The organism is Shewanella sp. T24-MNA-CIBAN-0130, from assembly GCF_040310185.1.
GTDB lineage: Bacteria > Pseudomonadota > Gammaproteobacteria > Enterobacterales > Shewanellaceae > Shewanella > Shewanella psychromarinicola.
Genome location: NZ_JBEOPP010000051.1, coordinates 1 through 16825 on the forward strand (window position 1 = coordinate 1; position 16825 = coordinate 16825).

The 16825-nt window shown below is 42.7% G+C and carries 12 protein-coding genes; 9 read left to right on the forward strand and 3 right to left on the reverse strand.

The window, feature by feature from the left end:
- Positions 1-662: 662 nt before the first annotated feature.
- From AAEZ02_RS17155 to AAEZ02_RS17170, 4 genes are all read left to right on the forward strand, one after another.
- Positions 663-917, forward strand: coding sequence for an OadG family transporter subunit (locus AAEZ02_RS17155; RefSeq protein ID WP_351075379.1), 255 nt, complete (start codon positions 663-665; stop codon positions 915-917).
- A 13-nt stretch (positions 918-930) separates the two neighbouring features.
- Positions 931-2709: a sodium-extruding oxaloacetate decarboxylase subunit alpha gene (oadA, locus tag AAEZ02_RS17160; protein ID WP_124012030.1), complete on the forward strand. Its 1779-nt coding sequence runs from the start codon at positions 931-933 to the stop codon at positions 2707-2709.
- Positions 2710-2718: 9 nt separating this feature from the next.
- A complete protein-coding gene (locus AAEZ02_RS17165; protein WP_101032447.1) occupies positions 2719-3849 on the forward strand; it encodes a sodium ion-translocating decarboxylase subunit beta in 1131 nt (376 codons plus the stop codon).
- A gap of 890 nt (positions 3850-4739) precedes the next feature.
- Positions 4740-5903, forward strand: a complete 1164-nt coding sequence (locus AAEZ02_RS17170) for an alginate export family protein (protein WP_233768671.1) — start codon at positions 4740-4742, stop codon at positions 5901-5903.
- Positions 5904-5998: 95 nt separating this feature from the next.
- On the opposite strand, the gene AAEZ02_RS17175 is transcribed toward AAEZ02_RS17170, so the two are convergent.
- Positions 5999-7252, reverse strand: coding sequence for a dicarboxylate/amino acid:cation symporter (locus AAEZ02_RS17175; RefSeq protein WP_124012027.1), 1254 nt, complete (start codon positions 7250-7252; stop codon positions 5999-6001).
- Positions 7253-8119: 867 nt separating this feature from the next.
- On the opposite strand from AAEZ02_RS17175, the gene AAEZ02_RS17180 reads away from it, so the two are divergent.
- The 5 genes from AAEZ02_RS17180 (at position 8120) to AAEZ02_RS17200 (ending at position 14919) form a co-directional block, all read left to right on the forward strand.
- On the forward strand, positions 8120-8548 hold the full coding sequence (locus tag AAEZ02_RS17180) for a YqaA family protein (protein ID WP_101032444.1): 429 nt from the start codon (positions 8120-8122) through the stop codon (positions 8546-8548).
- Positions 8549-8605: 57 nt separating this feature from the next.
- Positions 8606-11461: a M16 family metallopeptidase gene (locus tag AAEZ02_RS17185; RefSeq protein WP_372491474.1), complete on the forward strand. Its 2856-nt coding sequence runs from the start codon at positions 8606-8608 to the stop codon at positions 11459-11461.
- Positions 11462-12059: 598 nt separating this feature from the next.
- Positions 12060-13703 carry a glutamate--cysteine ligase gene (gshA, locus tag AAEZ02_RS17190; RefSeq protein WP_351089358.1) on the forward strand — a complete coding sequence of 548 codons (1644 nt, stop codon included), beginning with the start codon at positions 12060-12062 and terminating at the stop codon, positions 13701-13703.
- A 2-nt stretch (positions 13704-13705) separates the two neighbouring features.
- The gene (locus AAEZ02_RS17195; RefSeq protein WP_124012024.1) at positions 13706-14140 is read left to right on the forward strand and encodes a hypothetical protein; all 435 of its coding nucleotides are present in this window, start codon (positions 13706-13708) and stop codon (positions 14138-14140) included.
- A gap of 161 nt (positions 14141-14301) precedes the next feature.
- The gene (locus AAEZ02_RS17200; RefSeq protein ID WP_124012023.1) at positions 14302-14919 is read left to right on the forward strand and encodes a transglycosylase SLT domain-containing protein; all 618 of its coding nucleotides are present in this window, start codon (positions 14302-14304) and stop codon (positions 14917-14919) included.
- A gap of 82 nt (positions 14920-15001) precedes the next feature.
- Here AAEZ02_RS17200 and purK read toward each other — a convergent pair whose 3' ends face one another.
- Positions 15002-16087, reverse strand: coding sequence for a 5-(carboxyamino)imidazole ribonucleotide synthase (gene purK / locus AAEZ02_RS17205; RefSeq protein WP_351089353.1), 1086 nt, complete (start codon positions 16085-16087; stop codon positions 15002-15004).
- Positions 16087-16578, reverse strand: coding sequence for a 5-(carboxyamino)imidazole ribonucleotide mutase (purE, locus tag AAEZ02_RS17210; protein WP_101032438.1), 492 nt, complete (start codon positions 16576-16578; stop codon positions 16087-16089). The genes purK and purE overlap by 1 nt, the downstream gene beginning before the upstream one ends.
- Between the last annotated feature and the right edge of the window lie 247 nt (positions 16579-16825).

Genomic DNA, 16825 nt, shown 5'->3' on the forward strand with positions numbered 1-16825 from the left:
AAATCCCCACCAGAATACTGGTAGGGATTATCTTTCATCTGCAGGATCGGTCAAGTGCTCTTAAACGATCGGCATTGCTGCATTAATGTGGGGCTTTTTTTTTGTTAATTTTAACAGCCTTTTCTCATTTAACCGTAACCTCTTTATCAAATTAAAGGTGATATTTACATCTTTATTCACTTGTTATCCATATCATAACTAATCATTTATTTTATCAAGGTGTTAAATCAACAAAGTATAAGTATACTTATGATTGAATTATGGTTTTATCAATTTAAAGGTGTTATTGCCAATTCTATTGCAGATTTAGTATTTTTTTGACTTATTTATTGAATTTTATTTAGTCGACATTATTGAATGTTACTTATTTGGTAAGACCAATTTACAAAAAGATAGCATTTTTGTTATAAATTGTTTATATTTCGTGGCAGAATTTGGGTTTACAGCCTCAGTTTGCTGTTTTTACCATGAAATATAACGTCATTGAATAAGCGTAGAGCTTGAATATTTATGCTTTCCTAAATAGTTTAAGTTTTTTATGTTGTCGTTAAGCGGTTGTTGTCTTGGTGCAAGTTTGTGACTTTGCACCGTGACCGCGCATTGGGGACGGTACATAATAGTCAACGCAATTGTTTGATGTTTAACAGACAAAGTGAGAATACATGACATCGATATCAGAGCAGTTATCCGATGCACTAGGCATCATGGTAATGGGCATGGGCTTAGTGTTTATTTTTTTGAGCATCTTAATCATCGCTATTGGCATTATTGCCAAGCTTTTTCCTGCACCAGAAGCGACAGCGACAGCGACAGCTACACCAGTGCCAGCAACACCTTGTGCACCGGGACATACCGGCTTAGATCCTAAGCTGATTGCCGCAATTACCTCAGCGATACATCAATACCGCGCAAAATAAATTTGGAGTCATTATGATCAAGCCATTAGCATTAACCGATGTCGCTCTGCGTGACGCACACCAATCATTACTGGCAACCCGTTTACGTATCGACGATATGCTACCCATCGCGCCGCTATTAGACAAAGTGGGTTTTTGGTCACTCGAGTCATGGGGCGGCGCTACATTTGATTCATGCATTCGTTATTTAGGCGAAGATCCATGGGATCGTATTCGCGAATTGAAAAAAGCCATGCCTAATACACCACAGCAAATGCTGCTTCGAGGCCAAAATCTATTAGGTTATCGCCATTATGCCGATGATGTCGTCACTCGTTTTGTCGAACGGGCGCATGCTAATGGCGTGGATGTTTTTCGTATTTTTGATGCCATGAATGATGTACGTAATTTAGAAACGGCAGTTAAAGCAGTTAAAAATGTCGGTGGTCATGCCCAAGGGACTATTTCTTTTACCACAAGTCCTGTTCATACCATTGATACATGGGTTGATATGGCCAAGCGTCTTGAGGATATGGGCGCCGATTCATTATGCATTAAGGATATGGCCGGTTTACTTAAGCCTATGCAAGCCTATGAGCTTATCAGTCGTTTAAAGTCGCAAACCGACTTAATGATATCTATGCATTGTCATGCGACGACTGGCCTCAGTACTGCGACCTATCAGAAAGCGATTGAAGCGGGCGTAGACGTATTGGATACCGCTATTTCATCGATGAGCCAAACCTATGGTCACAGCGCGACAGAAACATTAGTGGCCATGGTTGAAGATACTGACAGAGCAACCGGTTACGATATGGTGCTGCTCGAAGAGATCGCCGCTTACTTTCGTGAGGTGCGTAAAAAATATGTGCGTTTTGAAGGTACGTTAAAAGGGATAGATTCACGAATTTTACGTGCTCAAGTGCCTGGCGGCATGTTAACCAACATGGAAAGTCAGCTTAAAGAGCAGGGCGCAGCAGACAAAATGGATGCGGTGCTGGACGAAATCCCACGGGTGCGCGAGGACTTAGGTTTTCCTCCGCTGGTAACGCCCACATCGCAAATTGTCGGTTCGCAATCGGTCATTAACGTACTAATGGGCGAGCGTTACAAGTCGATGACCAAAGAAACCGAAGGGGTATTGAAAGGCGAATATGGCGCCACGCCAGCACCTGTGAATGCCGAACTTCAAGCTCGAGTACTTAAAGGTGAACAAGCCATTACCTGTCGTCCGGCAGATTTGATTGCACCTGAATTGGACAAGTTGCGTGCAGAGTTAGCTCAAAAGTCTGCGGAGCAAGGTTTCACCTTAGCAGCTGATGTTGACGATGACGTGATGACTTATGCGCTGTTTAACCAAATTGGTCTACAGTTTCTTAAGAATCGTGGCAACCCCGATGCCTTTGAACCTGTTCCAAGTGCCGATGATCTTCAAGTTAACACCGATAGTGGCCCAGCAACTTATACGGTTAATGTCGAAGGGCAACGTTTTGTGGTGGAAGTGAGTGAAGGTGGTGATATCAGCCATATTGCACCCACCTCAGCCGCGCCGGTTGCTACAACGCCAGCACCAGCGGCCTCAGCCACTACGGGTGAGATTAAGTGCACCATGGCGGCACCCTTATCGGGGAATATTTTTAAAGTGTTAGTCGATAATGGTCATGCAGTCAAAGCCGGTGAAGTGATCATTATCCTTGAAGCGATGAAAATGGAAACTGAAATTCGTGCCCAAGAAGATGGTGTAGTCATTCAGTTAGCGGTTAAGCAGGGTGACAGTGTAACCGTAGGTTCTACATTGTTATCACTAACATAAGAGGTCTAAATGGAAGGATTATTGGCCTTTTGGGGCGAAACGGGTGTCGCCAACTTTAGTGGTGGTCAACTACTGATGATGGCGGTTGGTTGTTTATTGCTATTTTTAGCAATAATTAAAGGTTTTGAACCACTATTATTATTACCCATTGGATTTGGCGCTATATTAGCCAACATCCCAAACGCTGGCTTTACCGATGAAGGTGGTTTGCTGTTCTACGCCTATCATGTAGGGATCGAAACCGGTGTATTCCCATTGCTCATTTTTATGGGGGTAGGTGCATTAACTGACTTTGGGGCATTAATTGCCAACCCTAAAACCTTATTACTTGGTGCTGCGGCACAATTTGGCATTTTTGCGACACTACTGGGTGCTATTGCCTTAAATTGGGTGCCTGGTTTTGAGTTTAGTATGCAAGATGCCGCTGCCATTGCCATTATTGGAGGTGCCGATGGTCCTACAGCGATTTTCTTAGCCTCCAAACTAGCGCCTGAATTGTTAGGTGCCATTGCGGTTGCGGCCTATTCCTACATGGCGCTCGTGCCGTTAATTCAGCCTCCTATCATGAGGCTACTGACCACCAAAGCTGAACGTGAAATCAAAATGGAGCAATTGCGTGAAGTCAGCAAAATGGAAAAAATTATTTTTCCATTGATGGTACTAGGATTAACCATTTTATTTTTACCTGCAGCAACGCCATTAATCGGCATGTTCTGTTTGGGTAATTTAATGCGCGAATCAGGCGTGGTAGACCGTTTATCGAAAACGGCTCAAAATGAGTTAATCAACATTGTGACGATCTTTTTAGGTCTTGCTGTCGGCTCTAAATTATCAGCTGATCAATTTCTGCGTATCGAAACCCTCGGTATTTTAATCCTTGGCGCGGTCGCATTTAGTATTGGTACCGCTTCTGGTGTATTGATGGCTAAATTAATGAGTAAGCTTACTGGGGGGAAAATCAATCCGCTTATTGGTGCTGCAGGTGTTTCTGCTGTGCCAATGGCAGCCCGTGTGGTGAATAAAGTGGGATTGGAGTCTAACAACCAAAACTTCTTGTTAATGCACGCCATGGGCCCTAACGTTGCCGGTGTGTTGGGTAGTGCCGTTGCCGCCGGCGTATTGTTGGCAGTGTTAGGCTAAACGTTATCGATTGAGTTGAAAAGCCAATGCGCCAGCATTGGCTTTTTTGTTTTTATCTCAAAGGTAAAGTAGATACTGCTATTGGATTTATATTGGCATAGTTAACTTTTAATACTGAGCAATCGTGGCGTTATGGTTGTGAAAGAATTGTTTGCCCTAGCATTAGTCTTTATCACATAGGTGTCAAAGATAAACAGCAAGGCGGTATGTTTTACAAACTATATTGGTAAGAAGAAATTGCCCAAACGGTTACTTTTTAAATGCTACTCTTAGCCTGCAAATAAAAACAACAAACCGACTAGGTTACGAATATGTTAAGAGTGCTATCTGTTCATTAAACGCACTATATCAGTTTAAGAAGTGTTCACTGACTCACCCTGAATATTGGTATTTTAGCTTATTTGTATGTCCATCATATTGGGTATCACAAATCGAAAGATAACATATACTAAAGTCCATTTTTAGCAGAAAGCTTATCCGTATACCTCTTTATAGGTATCTAAGTTACCGTTTTTGTTAATAGTTTTATTACCAAGATAACATCAGCCTAAAATACTATTAGTTCGACAGGCCGTTAATTTTACCGGTCAAAAGTCGCAAATTTTGAATTAGCGTCAATATCTAGGCAAACAAGCATCTAAAATGCAGGATAAATCACGGAAATGGATTCGTGAAGCCGCTAAAGTTAATACCAGTTAACTTGATAGTCATATATTTTACGTATATTTAACTTACCGGTAATTTAACTTAACTTAACTCAAAATAACAATTAGGGATGTAAGATGAATAACAAACTGCTTGCTAGTCAAGTTGCAGATAAGGCTTGCCACAATTCTACTGCAGCTAAAAAATGGGCTTTATCAGCATTAACCTGTTCGGTGTTATTGGCCATGGGAAGCGCCAATGCCGCAGACGTCAAAGTTACTTCGGTTGCCGATGCTGTTACTCAAGGTACCGTAAACGCGAATTTAAATTTACGCTATGAATCGGTCGATCAAGAAAATGCATTGAAAGATGCCGATGCATTGACCTTGCGTACCCGCTTAACCTTTGCGACGGCCGAGTATTATGGATTAAGCGCTTTGGTTGAGTTTGAAGACTCTCGCAGTGTGGCTGGGGTAAATGATTACAACGACGCCATTGGCAATAATACTGATTACTCAGTGATTGCAGACCCTGAAACCACTGAATTAGACCAAGCGTTCTTACAATACAAACGCAGTGGCTTTAAAGCCAAAGTGGGTCGCCAAGTGATAGCACTTGATAACATGCGTTTCTTAGGCCATGTCGGCTGGCGTCAAGATCGCCAAACATTCGATGCTGTCACCCTGCAATATGGTATTAATGACTTTAGCATTGATTATGGCTACCTCTACAAACGCAACCGTATTTTTGCTGACATTAAAGACATTGATTCAAAAGATCACATCATCAATGCATCATACAATTTAGGTTTGGGTAAGCTTAGCGCTTATGGCTATTTACTCGAAGAAGATACTAACATTGACAATGGTATTGACACCTATGGTGTTCGCTTTGCTGGTGCCAAAAATCTCGATAAAATTAAACTACTTTATACCCTAGAATATGCCACTCAAGATGCTGACAAGGCAACAACCTCATATTCTGCAGATTATATGCTAGGAGAAATCGGTGTAGGTGTTAGCGGTTTAACCTTTAAAGTAGGTTATGAATTACTCGGTTCTGACAATGGCGAGTACGGTTTTGCGACGCCACTGGCCACTTTGCACGCATTTAATGGTTGGTCAGATCAATTCTTAGCCACACCCAAGCAAGGCTTGGCCGATACTTATGTGTCAGTCGGTGGTAGCTTAGTGGGCGGCAAATGGGCGCTGGTTTATCATGATTTTGAAGCTGACGAGTCAAGTGCCACTGTTAATGATTTAGGTAACGAAGTAGATGCGGTATTTAGTTTACCTATTGATAAACATTATACCGTAGGCGTTAAATACGCCGCTTACTCAGCGGGCGATGCCGGCGCTGGTAAAGTCGATACCGATAAAGTGTGGTTGTGGGCAAACGCTAAATTCTAATCATCAATAAACGATAAGCGTACTATTTTGTAAAAAAGCGAGTATCAATAGATACTCGCTTTTTTATTACTATTTGACGCTATTAGCGCGAAACATCACGAAACGGCTGGTTGTTGCACCGGTGTTTCGTCAGAGTAAAACTGTTCAACATCAAGCTGGCCTTCACTTTTACCTATCACAACCGCGGTCATCATATCGCCAGTGATATTGGTTGCAGTGCGGATCATATCAACAATACGGTCAATGGCTGCGATAAAGGCAATACCTTCAAGTGGTAAACCAATAACGCCTAATGTCACTGTTAACATTACCATCGCGCTACCCGGTACACCCGCGGTTCCGATAGACGCGACCGTTGCGGTTACCGCAATCAACATATAGTCAGTCATATCGAGCGAGATGCCATAAATTTGAGCAATAAAAATGGCCGCAATGGCAGGGTAAATTCCGCCACAACCGTCCATATTCATGGTTGCACCTAATGGCAACACAAAAGCACTGTAACGTTTTGATACTCCCATAGCCTCAGTACAGCGAGTACTTGCTGGCAAGGTTCCAAAACTTGATGCGGTACTAAAGGCGACAATTTGTGCTGGTATGGCTTTGCGGAAAAACTTCAACGGACTAAGACCAGCAGCAAATTTCACTAATCCGCCATACACAAACACTATGTGTATTGAGGCGGCAATATAAATCGCAAGAATAAACTTACCTAAAGGCAATAACGTGCTTAACCCATACTCGCCCACAACCCATGCCATTAAGCCAAATACACCAATTGGCGTTAGCTTTAACACCATACGTGTTAATTGGAACATCACTTCAGCACCGGCTTCGATGGCATTTTTTAAGGGGGCAGCTTTCTCACCAACAGTATTAATGGCGATACCAACCAAAGCGGCAAAAACGATGATTTGCAATACATTGCCGTCAGCTAAAGAGGCAAATGGATTAACAGGGATCATGTTAAGCAGCACTTGTGCGAAGCCAGGGATATCTCGTTCACGCACTTCAGAGGTGGCTAACGCGAGGTTACCGCCCATGTCCATAAGACTGCCAACCGTTAACCCAATAAATGAAGCTATCGTGCCAGTAAACATAAACATGGCTAAGGTTTTAAAGCTTAAGCGTTTTAAATTACCTTGCGAACCCAGCGACGTAATACTGACCACTATGGCGCAAAATACCAAAGGAGCGACCAGCATTTTAATGGCACTAATGAACAAATCGCCAAGCGGTTTTAACATCACGGCTGATTCACCTAAGCCGACGCCTGTGAGCGTCCCCAAAACAAAACCAGCAATGACTTTCTGCCAAAAAGGGATGCGATTGAGCGTTTTCAATATCATGAAAGTTCCAAATTATGTCATTATGACGTCACTAAATCTGACTAGACAACGTCGTTGTGCTTGACTCATTACGTTCACTAATGAGTGATTAATTACTAAAAGCTAAACCTTTCGATGGCGATATGGTGCTGTATTACTGTCTAGCTTGTTGAAGGCGATGGATGGTGTTTATACTCAACCGTTCGCTAATCAACCTGATAAGGTTAATAAATATTAACTGCATTGTATGAACTGAACGAATGACAAACAACGTTATTTTATTATAACTTAGATGAATAACTAACTTTGTTATTATAACTTATATGAATAATTAACTTTGTTATTATAACTTTACGTTTTTTTACTAATCATTAACTGATTAAGCTATAACGGGCCAATGCACCTAAATGGCGTGGCACAAAATGAAGCTTTGAGGTAATGGATGTTGTCACCATTTGATGAGAGCCTGTTGATATTTGAAGATGATTTTTTGTAGCTGTTTGTGGCAATTTTCTACAGGCAGAGTTAATGAGGTTGAGTTGTTGTAGATGAATAAGTGATAACGCAGTAGAAAAAACCACTGCTGCTAGCAGTATTTGCCTAAACAGGTGAGTTTATGGGTAAACAAGCGTCTTTGTCGCTAATATTTGCGCCACATCATATTCATCCAAAGTGTTAATCATTTTTTTTGCGAACAAATTGTTGCCCCAAAAGAGCAATCGGCCCTAGCTATCATGTTGTTACGCATTTACTCTGAGCAGATTAACGTTAAGATATCGGCTGAGCAAATTCATCGACAAATAGTGATGTTGTCACTTCGTCAGTATGATGAAAACACTATGAATGGGTTCGTTAAATGAATATGAACACTAGTAAAAAGGGTTATCAATGACCAGTTTGTGGTTGATGTTCAGCGGCGCTTTTTTTGCCGCAACCTTATTGCCTGGCGGCTCTGAAGTGTTACTCGTAGGATTATTGAATCAAACACCATCATCATGGCTTGAATTATTGATACTGGCCAGCATAGGGAATACGCTGGGGGCGATAACCAGCTATGGCCTTGGTCGTGCAGGGCGATTAGCCAAAAACCCACAAGATATTCAACGACGTCAATATCGCTATGCACTGGCATGGATTGAAAAATATGGTCTGTGGGCCTTACTATTGTCTTGGTTACCGATAATCGGTGATTTGTTATGTTTACTGGCTGGGTGGCTGAAAATGCCCATTGTGCCTGCTTCATTGTTGATGTTTATCGGTAAGCTATTACGTTACAGCGTCATCGTATTCTTGGTTATGTATATGGTTGAGTATTGATATTTTGTCATTTCTGCAACTGTGGTTATGTTTGTTGTAATAAGAAAGGAGTCGATTTTGAAACTAAATGTAAATCAATGGATATTCGCTGCAGCTATCAGTGCGGCATTGAGTGGTTGTGCATATGACGCCCACAAATCACCGAGTTTACCCCAAGGCGTGAGCTTAATTGAAACGGCCACTGCGTCCGAAAATCAAGTCAGTATTCCCTATAAAAAATATCAGTTAGCCAATGGCTTAACCGTTATTTTACATCAAGACAAGTCTGATCCTTTAGTTCATGTCGATGTAACCTACCATGTGGGATCGGCGCGTGAATTAGCCGGCCGCAGTGGTTTTGCCCATCTATTTGAACACATGATGTTCCAAGGATCGCAACATGTTGGTGACGAACAGCATTTTAAAGTTGTTACTGAAGCCGGCGGAACATTGAACGGTAGCACCAATACCGACAGAACCAATTACTTTGAAACGGTGCCGAGTAACCAATTAGAAAAAATGCTCTGGTTAGAGTCAGATCGTATGGGCTTTTTCTTACCCGCACTGACGAGCGAAAAATTCGAAGTACAGCGAGAAACCGTTAAAAATGAACGCGCACAGCGGATTGATAACCGTCCATACGGGCGATTGAATGAGCGTTTTAACCAAGCATTTTATCCTGCGGGGCATCCGTACTCTTGGCCTGTAATTGGCTGGCCAGACGATTTAAATCGCGCCACGGTTGATGACGTGAAGCATTTCTTCCAACGTTGGTATGGGCCTAACAATGCCACCTTAACCATTGGTGGTGACTTTAATGAAATGCAAACGCTGACGTGGGTAAATAAGTATTTTGGTGAAATCCCAGCAGGACCTAAGGTTAAGCCTGACGCTAAAACCATGGTGACATTGGATAAAACTCGTTATATCTCAATGGAAGACAAAGTACATTTGCCATTGATTTATATAGGTTTCCCAACGGTTTACGTGCAGCACAAAGATGAAGCGCCATTAGATCTACTGGCCAATATTCTCGGTGGCGGCAAAACCTCGCTCATTTATAAAAACTTAGTCAAAGATGGCTATGCGGTACAAGCTGCGGTGAGCCATCCTTGCCAAGAGCTCACCTGCCAGCTATCACTGTACGCAGTGGCGAACCCCGCTAAAGGCGGCAGTCTTGCTGAACTTGAAATCAAAATTAATCAAACCATCGCTGAGTTTGAACAACGCGGTGTTACCGACGACGACTTACAGAAAGTCAAAGTGCAGTTCGAAGCGTCGACTATTTTTGGGATGCAAAGCGTGGCCGGAAAAGTATCAACACTTGCCTCCAATCAAACCTTTTTTGGCAAACCGGACATGGTGGCATCAGATTTAGCCCGTTATGCCAATGTGACCCAAGCCGATGTGATGCGCGTGTTTAATACCTACATTAAAAATAAGCCAATGGTAGTGATGAGTGTGGTGCCAGAAGGGCAAACGCAATTGATTGCCCATGCTGATAATTTCGAGCCTAGTACCTTGCCAATAGCACAAGATGCGGTAACGGGATTAACCGATATTACCTTAGCTAAATCCTCATTTGATCGTAATAAAATGCCGTCGTCTGCCGCCGCACCGTTATTGACCGTGCCACAATTGTGGGACAGTCAACTCGCCAATGGCATTAACGTCATGGGCACCGAAAGTGATGAAACCCCAACGGTCGAATTGCTTATTTATTTAGATGGCGGTCATCGCTTAGCACCCATCAATCAGGCGGGTCTGGCCGAGTTAACTGCGTCCATGCTTAATGAGTCAAGTGCGCAACGCAGCAGTGAAGCACTGGCTGGCGCGCTTGATCTTCTGGGTTCGTCAATTAGCTTTGGCGCGAGTAATTCACAGAGTTACATTAAAGTATCAAGTTTGACCGAAAATCTTGATGCCACGCTTGCCATCGTTAAAGAGCGCTTATTTAGCCCAGGTTTTGTGGCGGCAGATTTTGAAAGACTGAAGCAGCAGCAGTTGCAAGGCTTGCAACATCAAATGTCCGATGCGAACTATCTTGCTCGCAGTGGCTTTTCAAAATTGCTATACGGTGCCGATAGCCCAATGGGGATCAGCAGTGATGGCACCATAACCTCAATATCGGCATTAACACTGGCTGATGTGAAGCAATTTTATCAGCAGCAATATCGTGCCGGTAATGCTCAAATGGTGGTGGTGTCAGACTTAAATCAGCAACAGATCATGCCAAAATTGTCGATGTTTAATGAATGGCAAGGCGAGGCGACTCAGGTTGCCGCATTACCTGCACTGCCAACACACCATAAAAACACCATTTATTTGATTGATAAACCGGGAGCCGCTCAGTCGGTCATTGATATTGGCCAAGTGTCGTTACCTTACGACACAACGGGTGATTACTTTAAGGCTTATTTGATGAACTATCCATTAGGGGGAGCATTTAACAGCCGTATCAATCTTAATCTACGTGAAGATAAAGGTTACACTTATGGCGCTCGCACTCAATTTAGTGGTGCTGAAGATTCGGGTCAGTTTATTGCCAATGCCAGCGTCAGAAGCGATGTGACCGGCTTAGCGTTGGCTGAGTTTGTCAACGAAATTAATGCTTACCAAGCATCAGGTATGACCGACGAAGAAAGTGCCTTTATGCGCAGTTCGATTGCGCAAAGCCAAGCGTTAGAATACGAAACTCCGTATCAAAAAGCCGGTTTTTTAAGGATGATCCAGCGCTATCAGTTAGATAGAAACTTTACCGCTCAGCAAGATGAAATTGTTAAAACCATTTCGACGGATGAGTTAAATAAACTTGCCAGTAAATTATTAGATATCAATACGATGGTGATGTTAGTTGTCGGTGATAAATCCATCGTTGAACCTCAACTAAAAGCGCTGGGGTATCAGATTGAAATGGTGACACTTGTCGACTAGTTGAACACTTGTTACTACGAAGGTTAACACTAGCCTTGAAATACGCTAGTGTTAACCATATATACAGGACATATACGCTTCGCTGCTAGGTTCTAGGCGGACTGCGTCCTACTAGGGTCTAGGAATAGAGCGCCTGCGGCTGCTAGGACAACCTGCGGTCTTCGAGGACGCTACGCTTCTAGAATCTAGGACCTAAAACCTAGCACCTAGAAGGAGCGAAGCACCGCCCTCTGGCGAGCTTGCGAGTTCCTAGAACCTATCAGTCGCGAAGCGACGCTCTCGGTAAGGCGTCACCATTGTCTTCAATCACTGCCCTGTTCTGTTATCCTACAGGAGTACTGAAACGAGCATGTTGAAGTGACTTGGGTATATAATAGGTTGAGCTAATTGGTGTGCTTTAATCGTAATATCATTTTGTGTCGGTTATCCGCTAAATAAAAGATAATGTTTAAGGCTCCATCAAGGGTGACAGAGAGTGTTGCCATTTTTAATTTAAGACCTATAAACAAGTTGATTTATACTTAGTTACATTTTTTTCGCGTATCACTAATCATCTCGTTTATCATCAGGTCTAGCTGTTTACTCGCAATGCGAATCCATAAAAGAGAGTAGTAAATTGAAGTCTTTCAATGAAAAAGTCGAACACTTAAGCGACACTCAAGGCCGTGAGTCTTTATTGGGCATGTTACGTGGAATTGAGCGTGAAGCATTGCGTATTGATGAAAATGGTCATTTAGCACAAGATGAACATCCAAAATCGCTCGGTTCTGCGCTGACGCATTCGCGTATTACTACCGATTATAGCGAGTCCCTATTAGAATTTATTACGCCAGTTTGTCATAGCATTGATGAATTATTAGAGGGGTTAACCCAAACACATGCTTACAGTGTGCGTAACTTAAACGGTCAAAAACTCTGGCCTGTTAGCATGCCATGCTATGTAGGTAAAGTAAGTGATATCCCTGTAGCACGTTATGGAACCTCCAATAACGGTAAAATGAAAACCTTATATCGTAAAGGATTAACCCATCGTTATGGTGCGTTAATGCAGATTATTTCCGGGGTTCATTTTAATTTCTCTGTTTCGCAAGATTTATGGCAACGTCTATATGACGACAAAATTGCTAACGGCAATGGCAGCGCTTGTTGTAGCAAAAGTATTAATTTTGAAGACTTCATTTCTGAATCTTATTTTGGACTGATCCGTAATTACCGCCGTTTAGTATGGGTATTACCGTATTTATTTGGCTCAACACCGGCATTATGTAGCTCATTTATAAAAGATCAAGACGTCGATTTTGAGTTTGAAAAAACCGGTAAAGGCACCTTATATCTTCCTTATGCAACATCATTGCGCATGAGTGATTTAGGTTATACCAACAAAGAACAAGATACGCTCAATATTAGCTATAACTCATTGCCTGATTATCTTGAGGGCGTGGGCGCCGCAATTAAAATGCCATCGAAACAGTTTGAGCAAATTGGTGTCAATGTTGATGGTGAATTTCGTCAGTTAAACAGTAATATTTTGCAGATTGAAAATGAGTTTTATGCACCTATTCGCGCTAAACGTGTTGCCCAAAAAGGTGAAAAACCTTCGCAGGCCCTATCGCGTGCAGGCGTTGAGTATATTGAAGTGCGCGCTTTAGATGTCAATCCATTTAGCCCGGTTGGGATCGATGCCACTCAAGTGCGTTTTCTGGATCTATTTTTATTGTACTGCTTATTGTCGCCATCTGAAGACACCGACGCGGTCGGTGAAGCTGAAATTGGTGCTAACCTGAAAGCCGTTGTATTAGAAGGGCGCAAGCCTGGACTTGAATTACAGCGTAATGCTAAGGCCATTAGCTTAACGCAATGGATGCACGAGCTATTTGAACAATTAGCGACTCTCGCGAAGTTACTCGATGGTGATGCTAGCCATGCTTACCAAGACGCGTTAAGCACATGGGCTGAAGCGATTGATGATCCTGATAAAACGTTATCAGGCAAGGTGATGCAAGAGGTCGTTGTTAAGGGCACAGATCACAGTGTGTGGGTTAAGCAATTGGCCGATGATTATCATCAGTTTTTAAGTCATTACCCATTAAGCCATGATATTGAGCAAACCTATAAAAATGAGGCCAAACTCTCTTTACTTGAACAGCAAAGTCTAGAGGCTCAACCACAAGATAATTTTACCACTTTCTTAGAAAACTATTTTTGTGATGTGGTTCCTGCGGGCACTTTCGAGGCGAAATAATCATGCAGTTTTTTTCATCTTGGCGAGTGCTGGTTGTCGCGGTAGCGGCATTAGCCCTAAATGGCTGTGCTTCATCGCCAGATGAAATGGTTCAATGTGGCACAGTATCGAGCTACTTAGCGCCCGACAACAGTGCCAATTTATACCGTGTAGTGGTGACTCACTTAGATGATGTTGCGGTTATTTCAAGACCCAATTATTTATTATCGCCAGGTGAGCATAAGTTTACTGTTGCTGAACTGATCAACTCACCTGAATTAAAAGTGTTATTGTCTGCTCGTAAGGTGAAAGTATTTACGGTCAATGTTGCAGCCGATCAGCGTTATCATATTGGCGCCAAATTCAATACCGACAAAATCTATATAGGCCAAAATTCATTGTATTGGCAGCCTGTTGTATGGCAAACAGAATCGCATCAATGTGAAATGAAACGGTAATACCAATTCCATTAATTATGTGCTCAATCAGAGCCGCTCAGTTTTTTCAGTTTGAGGCGCATTGTTGAAATAATGGTTGTTTCCTAAGGATAATTGCATTGGTTTTTAATTGATGTAAAACTAAGCCAAGAATCAATATCTTAGATACTGGCAGAGGTGTTATGAAGTGTTTTTTAGGCGTAGTTAGCGCAACGGTATTACTGTCATTAACGGGATGCGCCACGTCGCCACCGCAAGAGCCAGATGACCTGTGTGCTATTTTTAAAGAACATCGCTCGTGGTATGACGCTGCAGTCAATACGCGTGAAAAATGGGGCGTGCCAGTTCATGTCCCCTTAGCCATGATGTATCAAGAAAGTTCATTCAAACATAATGCTGCACCACCAATGCAATACTTTTTAGGTTTTATTCCCACCGGCCGTGCCAGTGACGCCTATGGTTACGCGCAAGCTAAAACCATGACCTGGGATGATTACGTTCGAGAAACCGGTAATAGTTGGTCTAGCCGCAGTGATTTTGACGATGCGATGGACTTTATGGGCTGGTTTATTTACAAAACCCATAAAATTAATGGCGTGTCTAAGTGGGACGCTAAAAACCAATACTTAAATTATCACGAAGGTTGGGGCGGTTATAAACGCGGCAGTTATAAAGCCAAAAAATGGTTAACGCCAGTAGCCAATAAAGTGGATAAACGTTCAAAAACCTACGCGGCGCAATATCATCAATGTAAAGAAAATTTAGATTCGTCATGGTTATGGCGAGTGTTTTTTGGTTAACCCATACGTTAAATAACAAAAAAGGAGCCTAGGCTCCTTTTTTGTTATTTAACGTACTTATTGGCAACTTTATGTGATAAACCTATTTGATAAATTCGGCCAAAATCCAATCCAGCGGTGCTTGATATTGCTGTGGCATCCAAGCTTTTAGTTGGCTAATGCTGTCATCTAACATCGCTTTATTATGCACAGACAGATTCAAGTGACCCACTTTACGGCCCACGCGAACTTCTTTGTTGTACCAAAACAGTTCAGCATTTGGCAGGCTTAACCATCTATCGTCTTTATCAATCCCAATCAGGTTAACCATCACACATTGAAAGTTCACTTGTGGCTGATGCAAAGGTAAATTGCATAAGGCACGTAAGTGCAATTCAAACTGGTTTATGTGACAACCCGCTTGAGTCCAATGGCCCGAGTTGTGCACTCTAGGGGCTAACTCATTGACCATTAAGTGTTCACCAACACGGAAACACTCCATCGCCATCACGCCCACATATTCAAGGTCATGCATCACCTTACTGAGCATGTCTTCAGCTTCGGCCTGCAAAGGTGCTAAGCGAGTTAATGGCGCAATCGATGCCATTAAAATACCGTCTTGATGTAGGTTTAACGCCAACGGATAAAATAAACAGCGCCCGTCTTGGGTGCGCACACCCACTAACGACACTTCTTCATCAAAGTTAATCGCTTGTTCGGCGATGGCTTCATTGCGCCAATCGGCAGGGATGGTTGTCGCTTCTGCCTGCTTGAGCCAATGTTGGCCTTTACCGTCATAACCGCCGGTGCGACGTTTTAATAATACCCGTTCACCATAGGCATTATGCAGTGTTTGCGTGGTGGTATTGTCATTAACTAACTGCCAAGGCGATGTGGCGACAGCTAATTCATCGAGCAGACTTTTTTGGCTAAAACGATCAGCTAAACGACCAAATACTGGGCCATTAATAAAATGTGGGTGTTGGCTGAGTTGTAAACTCAGCTGTGACTCTGGCCATTGTTCGCGTTCGGCGGTAATGATGTCGTCAGCTTCAAGCGGTAACTGCACATCTGATGGTGTCATAATATCAACCGGACGCACATTAATACCTAGCGGTTGGCCTGCATGACTGAGCATGGCACCTAATTGACCATCGCCCAATACCCATAGATTTTTTGGCAAGGTCATTAGTCTTCTCTCGGATCGGGATTATCAAGGATCGCGCGAGTTTGCTCATCACGAAATGCTTCTAAACGCTCAGCTAAAGCGGCATCGCTAATCGCCAAAATTTGGCTGGCTAATAAACCTGCGTTAAACGCGCCGGCAGTACCAATGGCTAAGGTGCCAACGGCAATCCCTTTAGGCATTTGTACAATCGACAATAAACTGTCCATGCCAGATAAGGCCTTGCTTTGCACTGGGACACCCAATACAGGCAAGCGGGTTTTAGAGGCTATCATGCCAGGTAAATGGGCTGCTCCGCCTGCACCACCAATAATGACTTTATAGCCTTTATCTGCAGCAGAACGTGCAAATTCCATTAGCTTGTCTGGTGTTCTGTGGGCTGAAACGACTTCAACATGATAAGGCACTTGTAACTTATCCATAATTTCAGCGGCGGCTTCCATTGTAGGCCAATCACTTTTAGAACCCATTACAACAGCAACTAGGGCTTGCATGTTAACTCCTTAACGTACTTATTCTATTAGTATATTTGGCTAATTCGCTCAGTAGGAACCGCGGGCGATTAACGTCAATATTAAGGCGATAAAAAAGGTGCTAAATAATAGCATAAGCCGTGCTCTGTTGGCTGCATTTCAGTGTTTCTTGAGGCTAACACTCAGTTTCTAAATACGAAAACTACTTAAACACATTTTATATTCACCACAAGTTCGTATCGAACATTGATGAATAATGGAGTAAAGA

Coding starts and splice junctions, on each gene's coding strand:
- AAEZ02_RS17155 (WP_351075379.1), top strand. CDS start 663: ATGACATCGATATCAGAGCAGTTATCCGATGCACTAGGCATCATGGTA.
- oadA (WP_124012030.1), top strand. CDS start 931: ATGATCAAGCCATTAGCATTAACCGATGTCGCTCTGCGTGACGCACAC.
- AAEZ02_RS17165 (WP_101032447.1), top strand. CDS start 2,719: ATGGAAGGATTATTGGCCTTTTGGGGCGAAACGGGTGTCGCCAACTTT.
- AAEZ02_RS17170 (WP_233768671.1), top strand. CDS start 4,740: ATGGGAAGCGCCAATGCCGCAGACGTCAAAGTTACTTCGGTTGCCGAT.
- AAEZ02_RS17175 (WP_124012027.1), bottom strand. CDS start 7,252: ATGATATTGAAAACGCTCAATCGCATCCCTTTTTGGCAGAAAGTCATT.
- AAEZ02_RS17180 (WP_101032444.1), top strand. CDS start 8,120: ATGACCAGTTTGTGGTTGATGTTCAGCGGCGCTTTTTTTGCCGCAACC.
- AAEZ02_RS17195 (WP_124012024.1), top strand. CDS start 13,706: ATGCAGTTTTTTTCATCTTGGCGAGTGCTGGTTGTCGCGGTAGCGGCA.
- AAEZ02_RS17200 (WP_124012023.1), top strand. CDS start 14,302: ATGAAGTGTTTTTTAGGCGTAGTTAGCGCAACGGTATTACTGTCATTA.
- purK (WP_351089353.1), bottom strand. CDS start 16,087: ATGACCTTGCCAAAAAATCTATGGGTATTGGGCGATGGTCAATTAGGT.
- purE (WP_101032438.1), bottom strand. CDS start 16,578: ATGCAAGCCCTAGTTGCTGTTGTAATGGGTTCTAAAAGTGATTGGCCT.